The 15474-nt window shown below is 53.6% G+C and carries 11 protein-coding genes; 5 read left to right on the forward strand and 6 right to left on the reverse strand.

The annotated features are described in order from the left end of the window. Positions 1-298: 298 nt before the first annotated feature. The 5 genes from OQ371_RS20325 (at position 299) to OQ371_RS20345 (ending at position 8592) form a co-directional block, all read left to right on the forward strand. Positions 299-1489: a T6SS phospholipase effector Tle1-like catalytic domain-containing protein gene (locus OQ371_RS20325; RefSeq protein ID WP_265990162.1), complete on the forward strand. Its 1191-nt coding sequence runs from the start codon at positions 299-301 to the stop codon at positions 1487-1489. A 212-nt stretch (positions 1490-1701) separates the two neighbouring features. Then, complete coding sequence (locus tag OQ371_RS20330) at positions 1702-2004, forward strand: hypothetical protein (protein ID WP_265990163.1); 303 nt, start codon at positions 1702-1704, stop codon at positions 2002-2004. Between the two features lie 547 nt (positions 2005-2551). Beyond that, positions 2552-4189, forward strand: a complete 1638-nt coding sequence (locus tag OQ371_RS20335; RefSeq protein WP_265990164.1) for a DUF1800 domain-containing protein — start codon at positions 2552-2554, stop codon at positions 4187-4189. Positions 4190-4254: 65 nt separating this feature from the next. After that, entirely contained in the window at positions 4255-5775 is a 1521-nt protein-coding gene (locus OQ371_RS20340; RefSeq protein WP_265990165.1) for a DUF1501 domain-containing protein, read from the forward strand. Between the two features lie 27 nt (positions 5776-5802). Continuing rightward, entirely contained in the window at positions 5803-8592 is a 2790-nt protein-coding gene (locus tag OQ371_RS20345) for a T9SS type A sorting domain-containing protein (protein ID WP_265990166.1), read from the forward strand. Positions 8593-9218: 626 nt separating this feature from the next. Here the strand turns inward: OQ371_RS20345 and OQ371_RS20350 are convergent. The 6 genes from OQ371_RS20350 to OQ371_RS20375 form a co-directional block, all read right to left on the reverse strand. Then, entirely contained in the window at positions 9219-9377 is a 159-nt protein-coding gene (locus tag OQ371_RS20350) for a hypothetical protein (RefSeq protein ID WP_265990168.1), read from the reverse strand. A 359-nt stretch (positions 9378-9736) separates the two neighbouring features. Beyond that, positions 9737-9922 carry an ETC complex I subunit gene (locus OQ371_RS20355; RefSeq protein WP_265990169.1) on the reverse strand — a complete coding sequence of 62 codons (186 nt, stop codon included), beginning with the start codon at positions 9920-9922 and terminating at the stop codon, positions 9737-9739. Between the two features lie 317 nt (positions 9923-10239). Then, entirely contained in the window at positions 10240-10896 is a 657-nt protein-coding gene (locus tag OQ371_RS20360; protein WP_265990170.1) for a sugar transferase, read from the reverse strand. 58 nt (positions 10897-10954) lie between these two features. Beyond that, entirely contained in the window at positions 10955-12808 is a 1854-nt protein-coding gene (gene asnB / locus OQ371_RS20365; protein ID WP_265990171.1) for an asparagine synthase (glutamine-hydrolyzing), read from the reverse strand. Between the two features lie 5 nt (positions 12809-12813). After that, entirely contained in the window at positions 12814-14091 is a 1278-nt protein-coding gene (locus OQ371_RS20370) for a glycosyltransferase family 4 protein (RefSeq protein WP_265990172.1), read from the reverse strand. Between the two features lie 30 nt (positions 14092-14121). Continuing rightward, entirely contained in the window at positions 14122-15468 is a 1347-nt protein-coding gene (locus OQ371_RS20375) for a nucleotide sugar dehydrogenase (RefSeq protein ID WP_265990174.1), read from the reverse strand. Between the last annotated feature and the right edge of the window lie 6 nt (positions 15469-15474).

The raw sequence follows: 15474 nt of genomic DNA on the forward strand, positions 1-15474 counted from the left end.
GCAAGAGGAAGCCAAACCCGTGCTACTCAAACCGTTACGCGTGTCGGCTACTTCAATTAAGAAATCGGTCCTGGATGATATATTAACTCATGGTCATGGTTTTTTTAAGCAAATATATAATGATTCTGGCACCTATTTATTGTCCACAAACCGGGCAATCGTAAACTATTTTCAGCTTGTTGATTGAAGCGGGCCGGTGGGCTTGGGCTGTTAAAGTTCGCTACTGCTACGCTTAATAAAAATATCATCCGTTAGGTGCTCTTTTTCAGTAATTTTTGTCTGCCAAACCCCAAAAATTATGAGCAAGAAAATTATCATCTGCGCAGACGGCACCTGGAACGAACCCGAGCAACTCGACCGGGGTAGCCTGGTTCCGACCAACGTCGTAAAAATTGCCCGCGCCCTGGCGTTGGCTAAAAGGCCCGATCAGGAAGATATTTATTACGATTTGGGAGTGGGCACCAACGGCTGGCTGGATCGGCTGCTGGGGGGATTGACCGGCAACGGGTTGATGACGAACATTTTTGACTGCTACCATTTCATTGCCGAACGCTACCAGCCCGGCGATAAAATCTATTTGTTTGGCTTTAGCCGGGGCGCCTACACGGTCCGCAGTCTGGCCGGTTTGATTTGCAATTTTGGGCTGAACAAGGACCTGGTGAATCCGGAGCTGATTCGCACCCGGCACGAGCAGCCCGCCATCACAACCGCGGAAAACCGGCCCGTTGAGGAATCGCACCAGAAAGCGAAAGCGTCGCAGAACACCCTCCGGGAATTGCAGGGAGCCTATCAGAAAATGAAAGCGCAGAAGACGCAGGCTCCCATTGACGAGTACCAGCAGAACCACGATTGCTACCATCCCGGCATCGAAATGATCGGCGTTTGGGATACTGTTGGGGCGCTGGGTATACCGTTTCCGATCCCGAAAGAGCTGTTTCCGGAGAAACTGGCCCACTGGTTGAACAGCCGGTTTCTGGGCGTCTACCGGTTTTTAAATGCCGACCTTAACCCCAAAGTGAAAGCGGCCTACCACGCCATATCCATCGACGAAAACCGCCGGTCGTTTATGCCGACGCTCTGGAATGAAACCAGCCTGGGCAGCGGGCAAACCGTAAAACAGGTTTGGTTTGCCGGTATTCACAGCAACATCGGGGGAGGGTACGCCGATGCCGGACTGTCGGATAACGCCTTGCTCTGGATGATCCGGCAGGCCCAGGAACACGGTCTGCAATTCAGCGAAGCCTACCTGACCAAAAACATCCATCCCGACGCATTTTATGGCGAAATGCGGAATGAACGATCCCGACTGCTTAAGCGGATTTTATTTCGGAAAGGATTGCGGCAAATCGAAATATTATGCAATGATGCGGGTGCTAAACCCATTATCGCCGAAAGCGCCATCGAACGGCAGGCGTCTAGAATTTGCAAACAGAAATATAAACTGAATTTGCAGGAGGATTTTAGATACGAAATAGAGAAAGGCTTTTAGTAAAAATCCTCCGGAAGAAAAAATAAGGCAGATGTGGTAAGGCGGAGTACGGACTAATGTGAAGGTCTGTCCTGCGTTTCCTTGTACTTTATAAATTCTGCCAGGAGGTTAGTCATGTTAGTTTAAATTTACCAGACAAGTTTAAACAATGTATTGTGATTAGAAGTTGATACATCGCCGGATGTAAATAGTTTCAACTTGTTTCTAAACGGATGAGAGTTTTCAGCAAAAGCTTTCTACACCAAGGTGTTGTTTGCCAGGTGTCCGCCGAGGTGGCCGACACCTGCTCGGTGTCAGGATATGTCAATGGCGTAGCCATTTATCTAGAAAATACCATTCGCCGAAACGAGCTGGAAATGAAACTAGCTAATGCCGAAAGAAACGTCAGAGAACAGGCGGAAAAAACCGCAGCCCTCGGTCCGCAAATCGACGCTACTGAGCGAATGTTTCTGAGGATGGGTTACTTACGGGTTCGGCAAGCCATGAAGACGGAAGAGGAAACCCCGTCGACGTAACGGTTCCGATAGGATAAAAGAACCGTTGGAACGCTCAACCCGCATTTTTAACACCCCGCGTTTTAAGCAGGTCCGCCCATCGTCAGCGCTATGGTCAAATGGGGCGGGGCAATTCGTTGGCTATAATTTTTCCTAGATCGGTTTCTTCTACCATTGATCGTCAGTACAGCCGGTTTAAAACTTGCCTGAAAATAGAGTATAAAGCGATATTTATATAATTTAAAAGGTTAGTTGGAAGACATTAACTGGCCCGTACCGTGCGTGATAATGCCTAGGTTATTTTGTTTAACTACTAATCTGGAAGAGAAATTAACTACGAAGTCACATGGCTGTTTATACATCTAGCGATAAAAAGAAAAGTTACTTTTAGGTACGAAGAACAGTGGAGTAACGGTATAAAATTTGCTTGATGATGGGTCAGTTGTTTTCAAAAGATGGAGACTTTTTACAGTTTATTTCTCTGTATTTATTACTGCCTTTCATTGTAAGTACAAATGATTTATCTGCATACTAAGCCTGCATTAAACGCGCTCTTTAATCAGGTACTATGGCCTATTTAGATACCTATACGGTTTCCCTTTCCGCCCAGGCGGCCGCCCATTTGTTACGCAGGACCACGTTTGGACCTACCCAACACGAAATCGCCGACTTTACCGGCCTGACCGCCAGCCAGGCGTTCGACCGTTTGCTGAATAATGCCGCCTACCGGGCAGCGCCGTCCCCGCCCGTCGAACTGGAAGAGGGGCGACCCGACTCGGGTCAGCCGTTCCTGACCAAACCCTATGATGCCAGCCGGGCGTTTACCTATTATTCCTACATTCAGTACTGGTGGATCGGGTTGATGACCGAGCAAAACGGCCACCCGTCTCTGCTGGAAAAGCTGACGGCGTTTTGGCAGAACCACTTTGTAACCGCCCACCGGGAGGTCGTCGATTACCGCTGCACCGACCGGTATCTTGGTTTTTTAAGGGCCAACGCACTGGGCAATTTCAGGGAGCTGGTCGTTGGTATCACCAAAGATCCGGCCATGCTCATTTTTCAAAACGGCAACGACAACACCAAGGAGCATCCGAACGAAAATTACGGCCGCGAGTTGCAGGAGCTGTTTACGGTGGGCCAGAAAAACTTCGCCGGCCAGCCCAATTATACCGAACAGGACGTTAAATCGGCAGCCCAGGTGCTGACCGGCTGGCAGGTAACCAATTTTATGAAGGCCGGATCAACCAGCGTTGGGGCGGTTTTTAATCCGGCCCGGCACGACCCGGACCCGAAATTGTTTTCCGCCCACTACAATTACACCACCATTGCGGGCCGCAGTGACCCGTCGGCGGGCGAGGCCGAACTGGCCGATCTGGTCAACATGCTCCTGAGCCACCCCGAAACCCCGCGGTTTATCTGCCGTAAGCTTTACCGCTGGTACGTCAATCCGAATGTAACGCAGGAGATAGAAGATCAGGTAATCAGGCCGCTGGCGGTCTTCTTTGCCAGTTCGGAAAATAACTACGCCATTGCTCCCGTGCTCCGAAAATTGCTGACCAGCCAGTTGTTTTTTGAAGCCCGCAACGTGGGAGCCATCGTCAAATCCCCGGCTGAGTTTGTGATCGGCGCCGTGCGGCTGTTCAACCAGCCCGTGCCCGACAGCGCCACCGAGTACGGGCCCTTCCGAAACATGATGGGCTTTCTGAGCAACAGCATGGCAAGCCTGCAATTAAACTTCCTGAACCAGCCCACGGTCTTTGGCTCCTTGCCTTACTTCCAGACGGGGTTTTCCAAAAACTGGATCAATGGATCAACGCTGGGGCTGCGGGCCAATGCCACTGATACCCTTGTTTACCCCTATGTGCAGATCAAACCGGGCTATACGTTGGGTATCGATGTACTGAATCGCTTAACGAATTTGCAACCCAACTTTACCGACGTGTCCGGTACGCCCGCCATCACCAGTGAGCAGGTATTAGCCGACTTTTCCCGGCATTTGTTTGCCACCGAATTAACGTCGGCGCAGCAGAATTTTCTGATCGATTCGATCATGATGATGAACAGCAGTCCGCGAACCACCTGGATTCGGGAGTGGAACGCCTACCGGGCGGAACCCGCCGATGGGGCCAGACAGAACGTGGTTTTGTGGCGGTGCCGGACGCTGCTGAAATACATGCTGCGCATGGCCGAATATCAGGTATTTTAATTAATACGGGCGGCTTCTGCCCGTCCACAAAACACCTCGTTCAGCCGCGGGCTGGCGTCACCGTTATGAAAAGAAGAGAGTTTATCAAAGCCGCATCGTCACTGACATTACCGGTAATGCTGGGCGGATTCCAGGTCAAATCGCTGGCAAAAAGCTCGGCGCTGGTGCAGTCGCTGAAAAATACCGCTGCCGTCAACGGCGATCGTATACTGGTGATCGTTTACCTGGGCGGGGGGAACGACGGCCTGAATACGGTTATTCCGCTGGAGTATTACGCCCAGTACAAACAGCTACGTCCCAACATCGCCATCCCCGAAAACAACGTCCTTCGTCTGGAGGGAAACGCGGAAACCGGTCTGCACCCGGCCATGAGTGGCCTGCAAACGCTCTATAACGAGGGCAAACTGGCACTGATCCATTCGGTGTCGTATCCCAACCCGGACCTGTCGCACTACCGCTCGACCGATATCTGGATGACCGGCGTGGATTCTACCCAGTATGCCACCTCCGGCTGGGCGGGCCGGTATCTGGCCGATCGTTTTCCGGGGTACCCCGATAAGTACCCCAACAGCCAGATGGAGGACCCGCTGGCCGTACAGATCGGGCTCATCAGTACCACGGCCCTGTTGGGCCATCAGCAGTCGATGGGCGTGACCATCCAGGATCCTAATTCGTTTTACCAGCTCATCGGGGCTTCGGATACCGCTCCACAGACGGATTTGCCGTGCTGTGATGCGGGAGAGCTGATTGCCTACATCCGGCAGCAGCAGGTGCTGGCCGTTGGCTACGCGGCCGAAATCAAAACCGCGGCCGAAGCGGGGCGGAACTTGTCGCCCTATCCGGCCGCCAACGAACTGGCCGAGCAGTTGAAAATTGTGGCCCGGTTGATTCACGGCGGGCTGCGCTCGAAAATTTACTACGTGGAACTGGGCGGCTTTGACACCCACGCCAACCAGGTGGGCAGCAATCCGCAGGAAGGCATCCACGCCGAACTGCTCCGGAAACTATCCGATGCCATCGCGGCTTTTCAAAACGATTTGAAAGCGCAGGGCACCGAAGACAAGGTGCTGGGCATGACCTTCTCGGATTTCGGTCGGCGGGCTACTTCCAATGCCTCCAAAGGCACCGATCACGGCATTGGCGCCCCGATGTTTGTATTTGGCACGGGCATTAAAAGAAGGCTCATTGGCACCAATCCGGATCTGGTCAACGGCCTGCTTCCGGCCGTTCCCCCGGCCTGGGATAGCAACCGGGATATCAAAATGCAAATCGACTTCCGGCGGGTGTACGCCGATATGCTGACCGATTGGTTTGGCACGGCTCCGGCGCAAACCGATGCGGTCCTGTTCAAAAACTTCGCGACCACCTCGCTTTTCTCCGATACCGTCCAGACGCTGGCTTCGGGAGCCTGGCTGAATCCGGAAATCTGGTCGCACGGGCGCGTTCCTTCCTCCGCCGACTGGGTGCAGATCAATGCGGGGCACACTGTGGAGGTGGGCCAAAACATTTCCGCCCGTGACATCAACGTCATGGGGGGTGGGGAACTGAAATTTCTGGGCAATTATAACGTCAACATCACGGGCTGAAAAGGCCAGTGCTAAGTAAGAATGCGGATGAAGAACCGATACAAACGGCTTTGGGTGAGTGGGTTGCTGTTGATCAGCACGTTGGCGGGCTACGGACAGTCGGGGGGCATTATTACCACGGAGCGAACGGGTCGCAAGGGGCTGGTGAGTTTTACCTCGCCGGTTCCGTTGAGCGAAATCAGCAATGGTCGGCATGTCAATGGCTACGTGAAGAAATACGGAAACGGGCCGTTTGTGTTTCCGGTGGGCCACCAGGGTGCATACCGACCTTTCGGGGCCGATGCTGGGGGCACGCTTGGGGCCTATTTTGGGAAAGACCCGTCGGTGGGTTCACTGGCCGATGGCGGTCCATTCCCGGCAACAAGCAAAGACAACTCGGTTGGTCGGGTCAGTACCCGGGAGTTCTGGGATGTAGACGGAGCCAGCGCCACCCGGCTTACCCTGACCTGGAACGCGGCCAGTGCACTGGGGGAGCTGACCGGCGAAAACATATCGCTGCTGAGCATTGTAGGGTGGAACCCGGCTACTGCCCGCTGGGAGAAAATCACCTCCGTGGTGGATGATCAGCCGATTCAGGGGGGAACCAGCAGCCTCGAGGCCGGTTCGATCACCACCGTTCAGCGCATCGTTCCGGATTTTTACCGGGCGTACACCTTGGCGGCCCTGACATCGGCGGGTTTGCCGGTAAACTACCGCGGCAAGCTGGAAACGGTGGATTGTCGGACGGTGACCGGTTGGGCCTGGGACCAAAATTACCCCAATGCGGCTTTGACGGTGGAGCTGGTCGAGGGAACGACGGTTCACGCCAGCGCGGTGGCCAGCCTGTACCGGCAGGATCTGGCCGATGCCGGAACGGGAACGGGTAGCTACGGGTTTCGTCTGCCATTGCCCGCCAGCCTGATTGATGGCAATACTCACGCGGTGAGCGTTCGGGTGCGGGGCAGTACGTACGCGCTGACCAACTCACCCCAATCGGTTACCTGCGGCCACCGGGGCGAGCTGGAAGCCGTAAGCTGCGAAACCGCCCAGGGCTGGGCCTGGGACCAGAACCATCCGGACGAGGTTCTGACGGTGGAACTGGTCGAAGGCAATACCGTCTATGGGACGGCCCCGGCCAGTGGTTTCCGGGAAGATCTGAAAAGCAAGGGCATCGGCACGGGGCAGTACGGGTTCACTATTCCGTTGCCCGCCGGTTTTAAAGACGGAAAAGAGCATCAATTGAGCGTGCGGGTGAACCAGGTGGATTACAAGCTGGCGGGTTCGCCCAAGACAATAAGATGTGCTGAACCCCAGTACCTGGGGCGCGTGGAAGGTCTGGATTGCAAAACCGTTGTGGGCTGGGTGTGGGATAGGAACAACCCCCAGTCGACGCTGACGGTGGAGTTGGTGGAGGGCAATACCGTGTGGGCCACCGCTACGGCCAATACCTTCCTGGCGGGGCTGAAGAACGAAGCCCTGGGCAGCACGGGCTATTACGGCTTCAGTCTGTCGATACCGGCGGCTCTCAAGGACGGGCAGCATCACCAGGTGAGCCTGCGGGTCAAGGGCAGCACCTACCAGTTGACCGAATCGGTCCGCACCTTGAACTGTGCGGCCAACGAGTATTTGGGGCGCATGGAGGGGCTCAACTGCGAGATTGCCGTGGGCTGGGTGTGGGACAGAAACAACCCCAATGCCGCCCTGACCGTTGAATTGGTTGAGAATGATATCGTTTATGCTGCCGGAACCGCCAACCTGTATTTAGTGGGGTTAAAGAATGAGGCTATGGGCAGCACGGGCTACTACGGCTTCGGTATACCGATACCCAGGACGCTCAAAGATGGCAATGTCCACCAACTGAGTGCGCGGGTGAAAGGGAGCCAGTATGCCCTGACCGACTCGCCCCGAAGCCTTCAGTGTGCGGCCAACCAGTACTTGGGTCGCGTGGAAGGTCTGGATTGCAAAACCGTTGTGGGCTGGGTGTGGGATCGGAACAACCCCCAGTCGACGCTGACGGTGGAGTTGGTGGAGGGCAATACCGTGTGGGCCACCGCTACGGCCAATACCTTCCTGGCGGGGCTGAAGAACGAAGCCCTGGGCAGCACGGGCTATTACGGCTTCAGTCTGTCGATACCGGCGGCTCTCAAGGACGGGCAGCATCACCAGGTGAGCCTGCGGGTCAAGGGCAGCACCTACCAGTTGACCGAATCGGTCCGCACCTTGAACTGTGCGGCCAACGAGTATTTGGGGCGCATGGAGGGGCTCAACTGCGAGATTGCCGTGGGCTGGGTGTGGGACAGAAACAACCCCAATGCCGCCCTGACCGTTGAACTGCTCGAAGGAAACACGGTTCTGGCGACCGCTCCGGCGAATGGCTATCTGGATGGACTTCGGAATGAGGCTATGGGCAGCACGGGCTATTACGGCTTCGCCCTGCCGGTACCCGCCAGCTTGCGGGATGGCAAGCCGCATCAACTCAGTACACGCGTGCAGGCAAGCAGCTACGTCCTGACCAACTCACCCCAAAACATTACGTGTTCGTCATCGGTCGGTCGGTTGAGTCTCGTAAACGCTGAAAACCCCGAGTGGAAACTGGGTATTGCTCCCAATCCGTCAACCGGTAAACTGGAGGTCACGTTCGGGTTGGAAGATAACCAAAAGGCGCTGTTGCGGATTGTTGATAGGCTGGGACGAGTTGTCTGGCAACTACCCGTGGAAGGCAAAGGCGGCTCATACCGGCAAACCATCGATCTGAGTCAGCAGTTAGATGGGGTTTATTTCTTACAGCTACAAAAAGGAAGTCACCGAGAAGCCAAACATTTCATCCTGCTTAAATAACATTTGAAGAAAAAAAGAGTGCTATCTAGTAAAAAGCGGAACCGGCCAGTTCTACTTTTTAATGGATGGTGGCGTAGCGTTTCATTGAATTGTATAACCGATTCTGAAATCTTGTATTGTTCGATAGCATGCCAAAAGCGTGCGTTTTAAATCTAAAATTTTAAGATTACGAAAGGCTATTAAAACCAGAGTCCGTAAGAAAGAGGATGGAAATAAAAGAATAGAAGTAAATTTCGCAAACGATGCGACAGTGGCACGAATCGCGATATAATGCCCTAAAATTTGCTTTTATTTACACTGCAAACGCATAAATAGACTTATGCTGGTAAAAATTGAATACTTCTGGATGAATGCGAAGTGCAATAAGTAATTTAAAAGATTAAAAAAAATTAAAATGCGTAAGATTCGGGCCCTGCAACGAAAGTCTTTTCAATTTTACTTTCTATGAAAGGTGCAAAACAGTAGTGCGCTGAACGAGATGAGTCGTCAGATAGGCGGTAAGGGTAAGAAACGTAGACAGAGTTAAAGCGTCCGACGGGCGGTAGAGAGAAAGGCGGACAGGAAATAAATGCAGTTTATTGATCTCAATACGGAAACGTACAGGAGCCAGCCGAACGGGCGGACGATCATTCCCGGGTTAATCTGAAGATTTCGTAATCCTGGAGTTGATGGGCGGAAGCATACTCATAAGCCTCGTCCTCCGTTGTAAACCACTGCAGCAGTCCTGTCGAATCAAGCACAATTTCGGGATTGTCGGTATTCGGGTTTTGGATTAAAATGTACATAATTTACGGTTTTAAATAAAAAACAGGGCGGGATAGAAAAATTTTCATATCATCATATGGAAAACTAGCTTCCGCGGAGATGATGTTTCTCCGAAAATTAATACTTATTGTTAATTATAAGAGGCTAGGTAAAGAGTTATTTTTTTGCGAAGGTTGGCTTGAAAAGACAATAAGGCCGAGTAAACAACCTGGTTTTTGGGGTCGCTGGTTTGAGGTAACGAAGCTCATCGCGAAAAAAGCCAATTTTTGTCAGAGCTTATTAAGAAGAGTAAGATTCAATAGTCAATCCAATACCTTCCCATTAGCACATAGAATAGGTTAAGGAAGTGGCATCTCACCCGCATGGAATTGTGGAATCGTCAGGACTTCTTTTTAAGAATTTTAGGCGATTCTTTTTTGAACACGTCGTAATCTCGAAGTTGATTTTCCTCCGCAAACTTAACGGCTTCCTCATACGATTGAAAGTACTGAATCCGTCCATTCGGAGTTGTATTGAGCGCAACGTCTTTGATCGTGACATCGTATACAATGATATACAAAGCCATAGATTATCAATTAAGATTAATTATATACTTCCACACTTTCTCTTTTAGTTAGCATCGAACCCAATGAGGTGGGACTTGAAAAATAATTAAACTTTGGATATTATAACAAAAAAAGGATCGCTCTGTTATAAATAGTTTTGTCTTTTGCCTACCAAGTTCCTGCTTTTCAATGTGATTATATTTTGCAAATACTTTATAGTCAAAAACCTTGCTAATTATTTCACGACAAAGCAAGTCGTGTCAGATAAACCCCCATTTTTTCGCTGCTTACTATTGAGTGCGATCTGTTAATGATCTGACGGCTCAGTACAAATGAATTAAATGGCGTTCTTATCTCCTTTGACCAGCGCTCCGATGGTCCACCAGCATATTTGAGCGTCCAGCCGAAACGACTGCTTTTTAATGTAAAAAAGATCATAACGAAGCCGGTGCTGCATCTTGGAGTCACAATCGGTCATTCCGCGGGCACCGCGAACCTGGGCCAGCCCCGTAATGCCCGGCAGACTTGCATACCGCTTTGGATAATTGGGCATCGTTGTCCAGTACATGGCATCGTGCATAACCGCGTGCGGGCGGGGCCCCACAAGGCTCATGTCGCCCAGCAGAACGTTGAAAAACTGCGGCAGTTCATCCAGGCTGCTGTTTCTCAGCCATTTGCCTAAAGAGGTAATCCGCGGATCGTTCGGAACGGCCTGCTGGAACTTGGTCTGTTCGCAGGACACCATCGTGCGAATTTTGTAGCAGTAAAACGGACGGTTTCGGCGGCCCGTGCGCATCTGCCGGTAGAAGACCGGTCCGGGAGAAGTCAGTTTTACGCAAACCGCCAGCAGGGGCAGCAGCCAGCTCAGAAACAAAAGAATAACCAGGCTGGAAACTAGAATGTCGAACATCCGCTTGCCGCTATACGCATCGGTTTGTACCGTGGTTTTTTCCTGCAAAAACTCACCGACTTGGCTATCATGATAGGTAACCATGGAAGTAAGAGACTGTAAAAAATGGAATAGGTAGGACTGTTTAATTTTAAAAATTCCTTCAGGCCGCCAGCGCCGTCGTCTGCGGTTGTTTTTCCATCCAGCAGTACACCGACAGCAACGCAAACAATTGTTTCTCCCGGTTGTGGCCGCCCTGCTGGTGATCGGCAAAAAGCTGGTCGACGGCCCGGGTGTTGATAGCCTGACTGAAGGCCGTGGTGGGTTTCACCAGCAACCGGCGAAACGTGTCGCCCGAGGCTCCCTTTAACCATTGCTGGGCGGGGGATTCAAAACCGTTTTTCCGGCGGTTGACGATGGAATCCGGCAAAATTGACTGCGCAAACGCCTTGTGGATAATCTTGGTGCGCCCCAGGCTCAGCTTGTATTCGCGCGGCAGACAGCTGATAAAATCGACCAGTTCGTTGTCCAGAAACGGAACGCGGGCTTCCAGGCCGAAATGCATCGACAACTTATCGGTGTAGTTCAGCAGGTCGTCGGACAAATTCATGTACAGGTCGTTCTGCATCATGGCTTCCACCGGCACGCTGGTTTCGCCCTGCATCAGTTCGTAGTAATACCGGATGTACTCCTGCGCGCGGGACTCGGAAATGCCGGTCAGTTGCTGAATTTCGCGGTTGGTAAAAACCGCGTAGGACTCGTCAAACCGTTTGACGGTATCGGATTCGCGCCAGGACATCAGCGCCCTTCGGGTTTCCTCCCGGTTGGTGAGGGCGGGCACCTTCGACAGCCATTTCGACAGCAGGGTCGGGGCGGGGAGCTTCTCGTACAGCAACTCGTTCTGGTAGCGGAAATAGCCGCCCAACGGTTCGTCGGCCCCCTGGCCCGTGAGCACAACCTTGACGTGGCGCGACGCCAGCCGGCACAGGTGGTACATGGGCAGAATGGATGTGGTGGCCGACGGTTCTTCAATGATTCCGACCGTGCGCGCGAGGTTTTTCTGAAACTCTTCTTCGGATAAAACCGTCGTGTGGTGTTCCAGACCCAACGCCCGGGCCGTTGCCTGCGCCGGTTCGATTTCGTTCTGCCGGCTTTTTCCCGCGTACCCCACCGTAAAGGCTTTCAGGTGGTGGGGCGAATGTTTGGCGGCAAAATGCGCAACGATGGCCGAATCAATACCGCCACTCAGCAGCACACCCACCTCCACGTCGGACATCAGTTGATTCTTGATGGCGTTTTCTACCAGACGCCCGTATTCTTCCACGGCTTCTGCGAACGGTATGCGCAGGGTCGTCCGGGGCTGCCGCTGGTGAAACGGAGAAACTGTGAAGGACCCCGTGCGGAGGTTGTACTCCGCAATGTGCCCCGGCCGCAGCTTGTTGACCTCGTTGTAGAGCGTATCGGGCGAAGGATTGTAACGCAACCGCAGCAGAACGGCCAGCGCTTCGGGGTTCAGCGACAAGGATACGGTATCGGCAATCGGCCGGATTTCGGAGGAAAACACGAGCTGATGGCCCCGCTGGTGGTAATACAGCGGTTTTACCCCGAACCGATCCCGAACCAGCCACAGCTTGCCCGAGTGGGTGTCCAGGAAGGCAATCGCAAAAATACCGTTGAACGCCTTGACACCCTCAATCCCGTGCTGCATCAGGTAATACAGGATGGTTTCGGTATCGGAGTGGCCCCGGAATGCAACCGTAGACAGCTCCCGCCGTAGCACCTGATGGTTGTAAATTTCCCCGTTGAACAACAGGTGGTACCGGCCGCAGGGCGAGTGCATGGGTTGCGCACCCGCCGGACTCAGGTCCACGATCGACAGCCGCCGGTGACCCAGGTAAACCCGGTTTTCCCGAACGTTCAGTTCTTTCAGGCCGTAGCCGTCCGGGCCGCGGTGACCAATCAGGTCGAGTTGTTTCTCCGAAAGAGCAATGTTGACACTTCCCAGAATACCGCACATAGGTTTTACAGTTTTGAGATTGCTTTTCCGGGTTTGGGCGACACGGAGAAAAGGCGTAGAACAGAGGAAAAGAAAGACGGCCGGGGCCTGGTTGCCAGCACGGTATTGTAAAAGTTCAGCAGTTTCTGGCGCTCGTACCGCCAGGAGAGATGGTTGATAACGCGCTGATAGCCAAAGGTTCCCATTTCCGCCCGAAGCGGCTCATTGTCGATCAGGTCCAGGATTTTTTGGGCAAAATCGCCCGGCTGCGTGTGGTCGGCGTACAGCGAAGCCGTCTGGGCCGAAAACCGCCCTTCTTTCAGGTCGAACTGGACGATCGGCTTTTTCAGGGCCATGTACTCCATGATCTTGTTCATGGTGGAAATGGCGTTCATTTCCGTGGGACGGTCGGAGTTGACGCACACGTCGGCGGTATTCAGTACGTCCAGCATCGGCTCGTCGGCCAGCCGCCCGTAAAAATCGACGTACTGCTCCAGGTTCATCTGGCGGGAAAGCGCTTTCATGGCTTCCTGGCTGGTGCCGCCCCCGATGATTGCAAACTGCACGTCCTGCCGCTGTTGGGTAATCTGGCGGGCGGCTTCCAGCAGCAGGTCAACGCCTTCCTGCTCGCCAATCGTGCCCAGGTAGCCAACCAGGTACTTCCGGCCTTTTTTGTGAACCGGGTTAGCCGGACGGATTTTCATGCGCTCCAGGTCGGGACCACTGCGAACCACGGTTACCTTTTCCGGATCCATACCGCCCCGCCCGAGGGCAATGTCGCGGTAGGAGAGGTTGGTCGCAATGCTGAAATCCGCTACGTTGAACGTGGCCTTTTCCAGCCAGAGCATCAGGTAATAAAAGAAGCCCTTGCGGCCAAATTTGGCAATAAACAACTCCGGATTGGCGTCGTGGTGGTCAAATACGTACTTGACACCCAGGAGCTTAAACGGTAGCGCCGTCAGAAAAATCAGGTCCGGCGGGTTGCAGCCGTGGATGACGTGAAACGGTTTGCGAAGGTAGATTTTCAGGCTCAGGAAAAACCACCAGAACAGGGCCGTGCTGTACTCCATCAGATACCCCAGCGCGCCGTCGCCCTCCAGCGGCAACGGATGCCGGTAGATTTCGATTCCCTGCAGGTGTTCGTAGCGGGCGGTGTAGCCCGGCATGGTCGGGCAAATGATGCTGACATCTGCACCGCTCTCTTTCAGAGCCGTCGCTTCCTGCCAGACCCGGCGATCAAACGGAACAGCCAGGTTTTCGACGATGATCAGAACGTGTTTGTTGACGAAATTAGAAGGGTTCATGGCGGTACGGGGTGCGGTAGGACATGAGAATTAGATAAAAGCGTAGCTGTGCGGTGACTCCACACCCGGCGACCAGTTGATGCCCACGTACTGATGGCTCGCTTTGTTGTCGAATGGCAGGTTGATCAGGTCGATGATCGTTTTGTTGGACGTGTTGTCCAGCAGGGCGGCAAATTCACCTTCCCGGGTACACACCACCAGCACATCGCTCCAGTCCACCAGGTCCTGACCTTCCTCCACCATACACTGCGCCAGGTGCGGAATCCGCTGCTCGATGTATTCTTTGTTGGCGCCCGTCAGCTTCGAAATCTGCACGTTTCGGTCGTAGACTTTCAGCGAAAACCCCCGGCCCAGCAGCGATTCGACCAGCTCGACGGCCGGGCTGTTGCGCAGGTCGTCGGTACCGGCTTTAAACCCCAGGCCCAGGAAGCCAATTTTTCGGTGGCTGTACTTCATCAGCAGCGCAATGGCCCGTTGCTTCTGAATTTCGTTGGTGTGGTGAATGCTATTGATCAGCGGTACCTGCAGGTAGAGGTCGTGCGCCAGGGTTTGCAGCCCCTTCAGGTCTTTGGGCAGACACGAGCCGCCGTAAGCGTACCCCGGCTTGAGGTAATAATCGGAAATGTTCAACTGCCGGTCCTGGCAAAGAATATCCATCACCTGGTGCGAATCGATCCCCATCGAGGAACAGATGTTGCCCACCTCGTTGGCGAAGGAAATTTTCAGCGCGTGAAACGTATTGTTCACAAACTTCATGATTTCCGCCGTTTTGGTGGACGTCACCAGAATCTGGCCCGGCAGTTCTTCGTAAAGGCTCCGGAGCATGGCCGCAGCCCGATCCGATTCGGTGCCGATGATGGTCAGCGGGGGGTGGTAATAATCGTGAACGGCGGTGGCTTCGCGCAGAAATTCGGGGTTGCTGACCACGGCGAAATCCACGTTCCGGACTTTACCGGTTTTGGATTCGATCCGGGCTGCAATCTGGTCGCAGGTTCCCGGCGTTACCGTGGAGCGAATGGCCAGCACGTGAAACGTATCTTTTTCCTGCAGGACGTTCCCGATGCGGTCGGCCAGGCTGAAAAGGTAGCTCAGGTTCAGGTGGCCCTTGTCGGTCGAAGGCGTCCCGACGGCGATGATGGACAGGTCGGTTTCGATGACGGCTTTGTAATAACTGGAGGTGGCCCGAATCCGGCCCAGCGCAAACTGCTCGGCAATGATGGTGTCGATGTCTTTCTCGACGATGGTGGCCCGGCCACTGTTGATCTGGTTTACCTTGGTGGTGTTGATGTCGACGCCCACGACCTGGTGGCCGTTTTGGGCCAGGCAGCCCAGGCTGACGCAGCCGACGTACCCTAATCCGAAAATGCTGATATTCATAGACGT

Origin of the sequence: Larkinella insperata (assembly GCF_026248825.1) — a bacterium.
GTDB lineage: Bacteria > Bacteroidota > Bacteroidia > Cytophagales > Spirosomataceae > Larkinella > Larkinella insperata.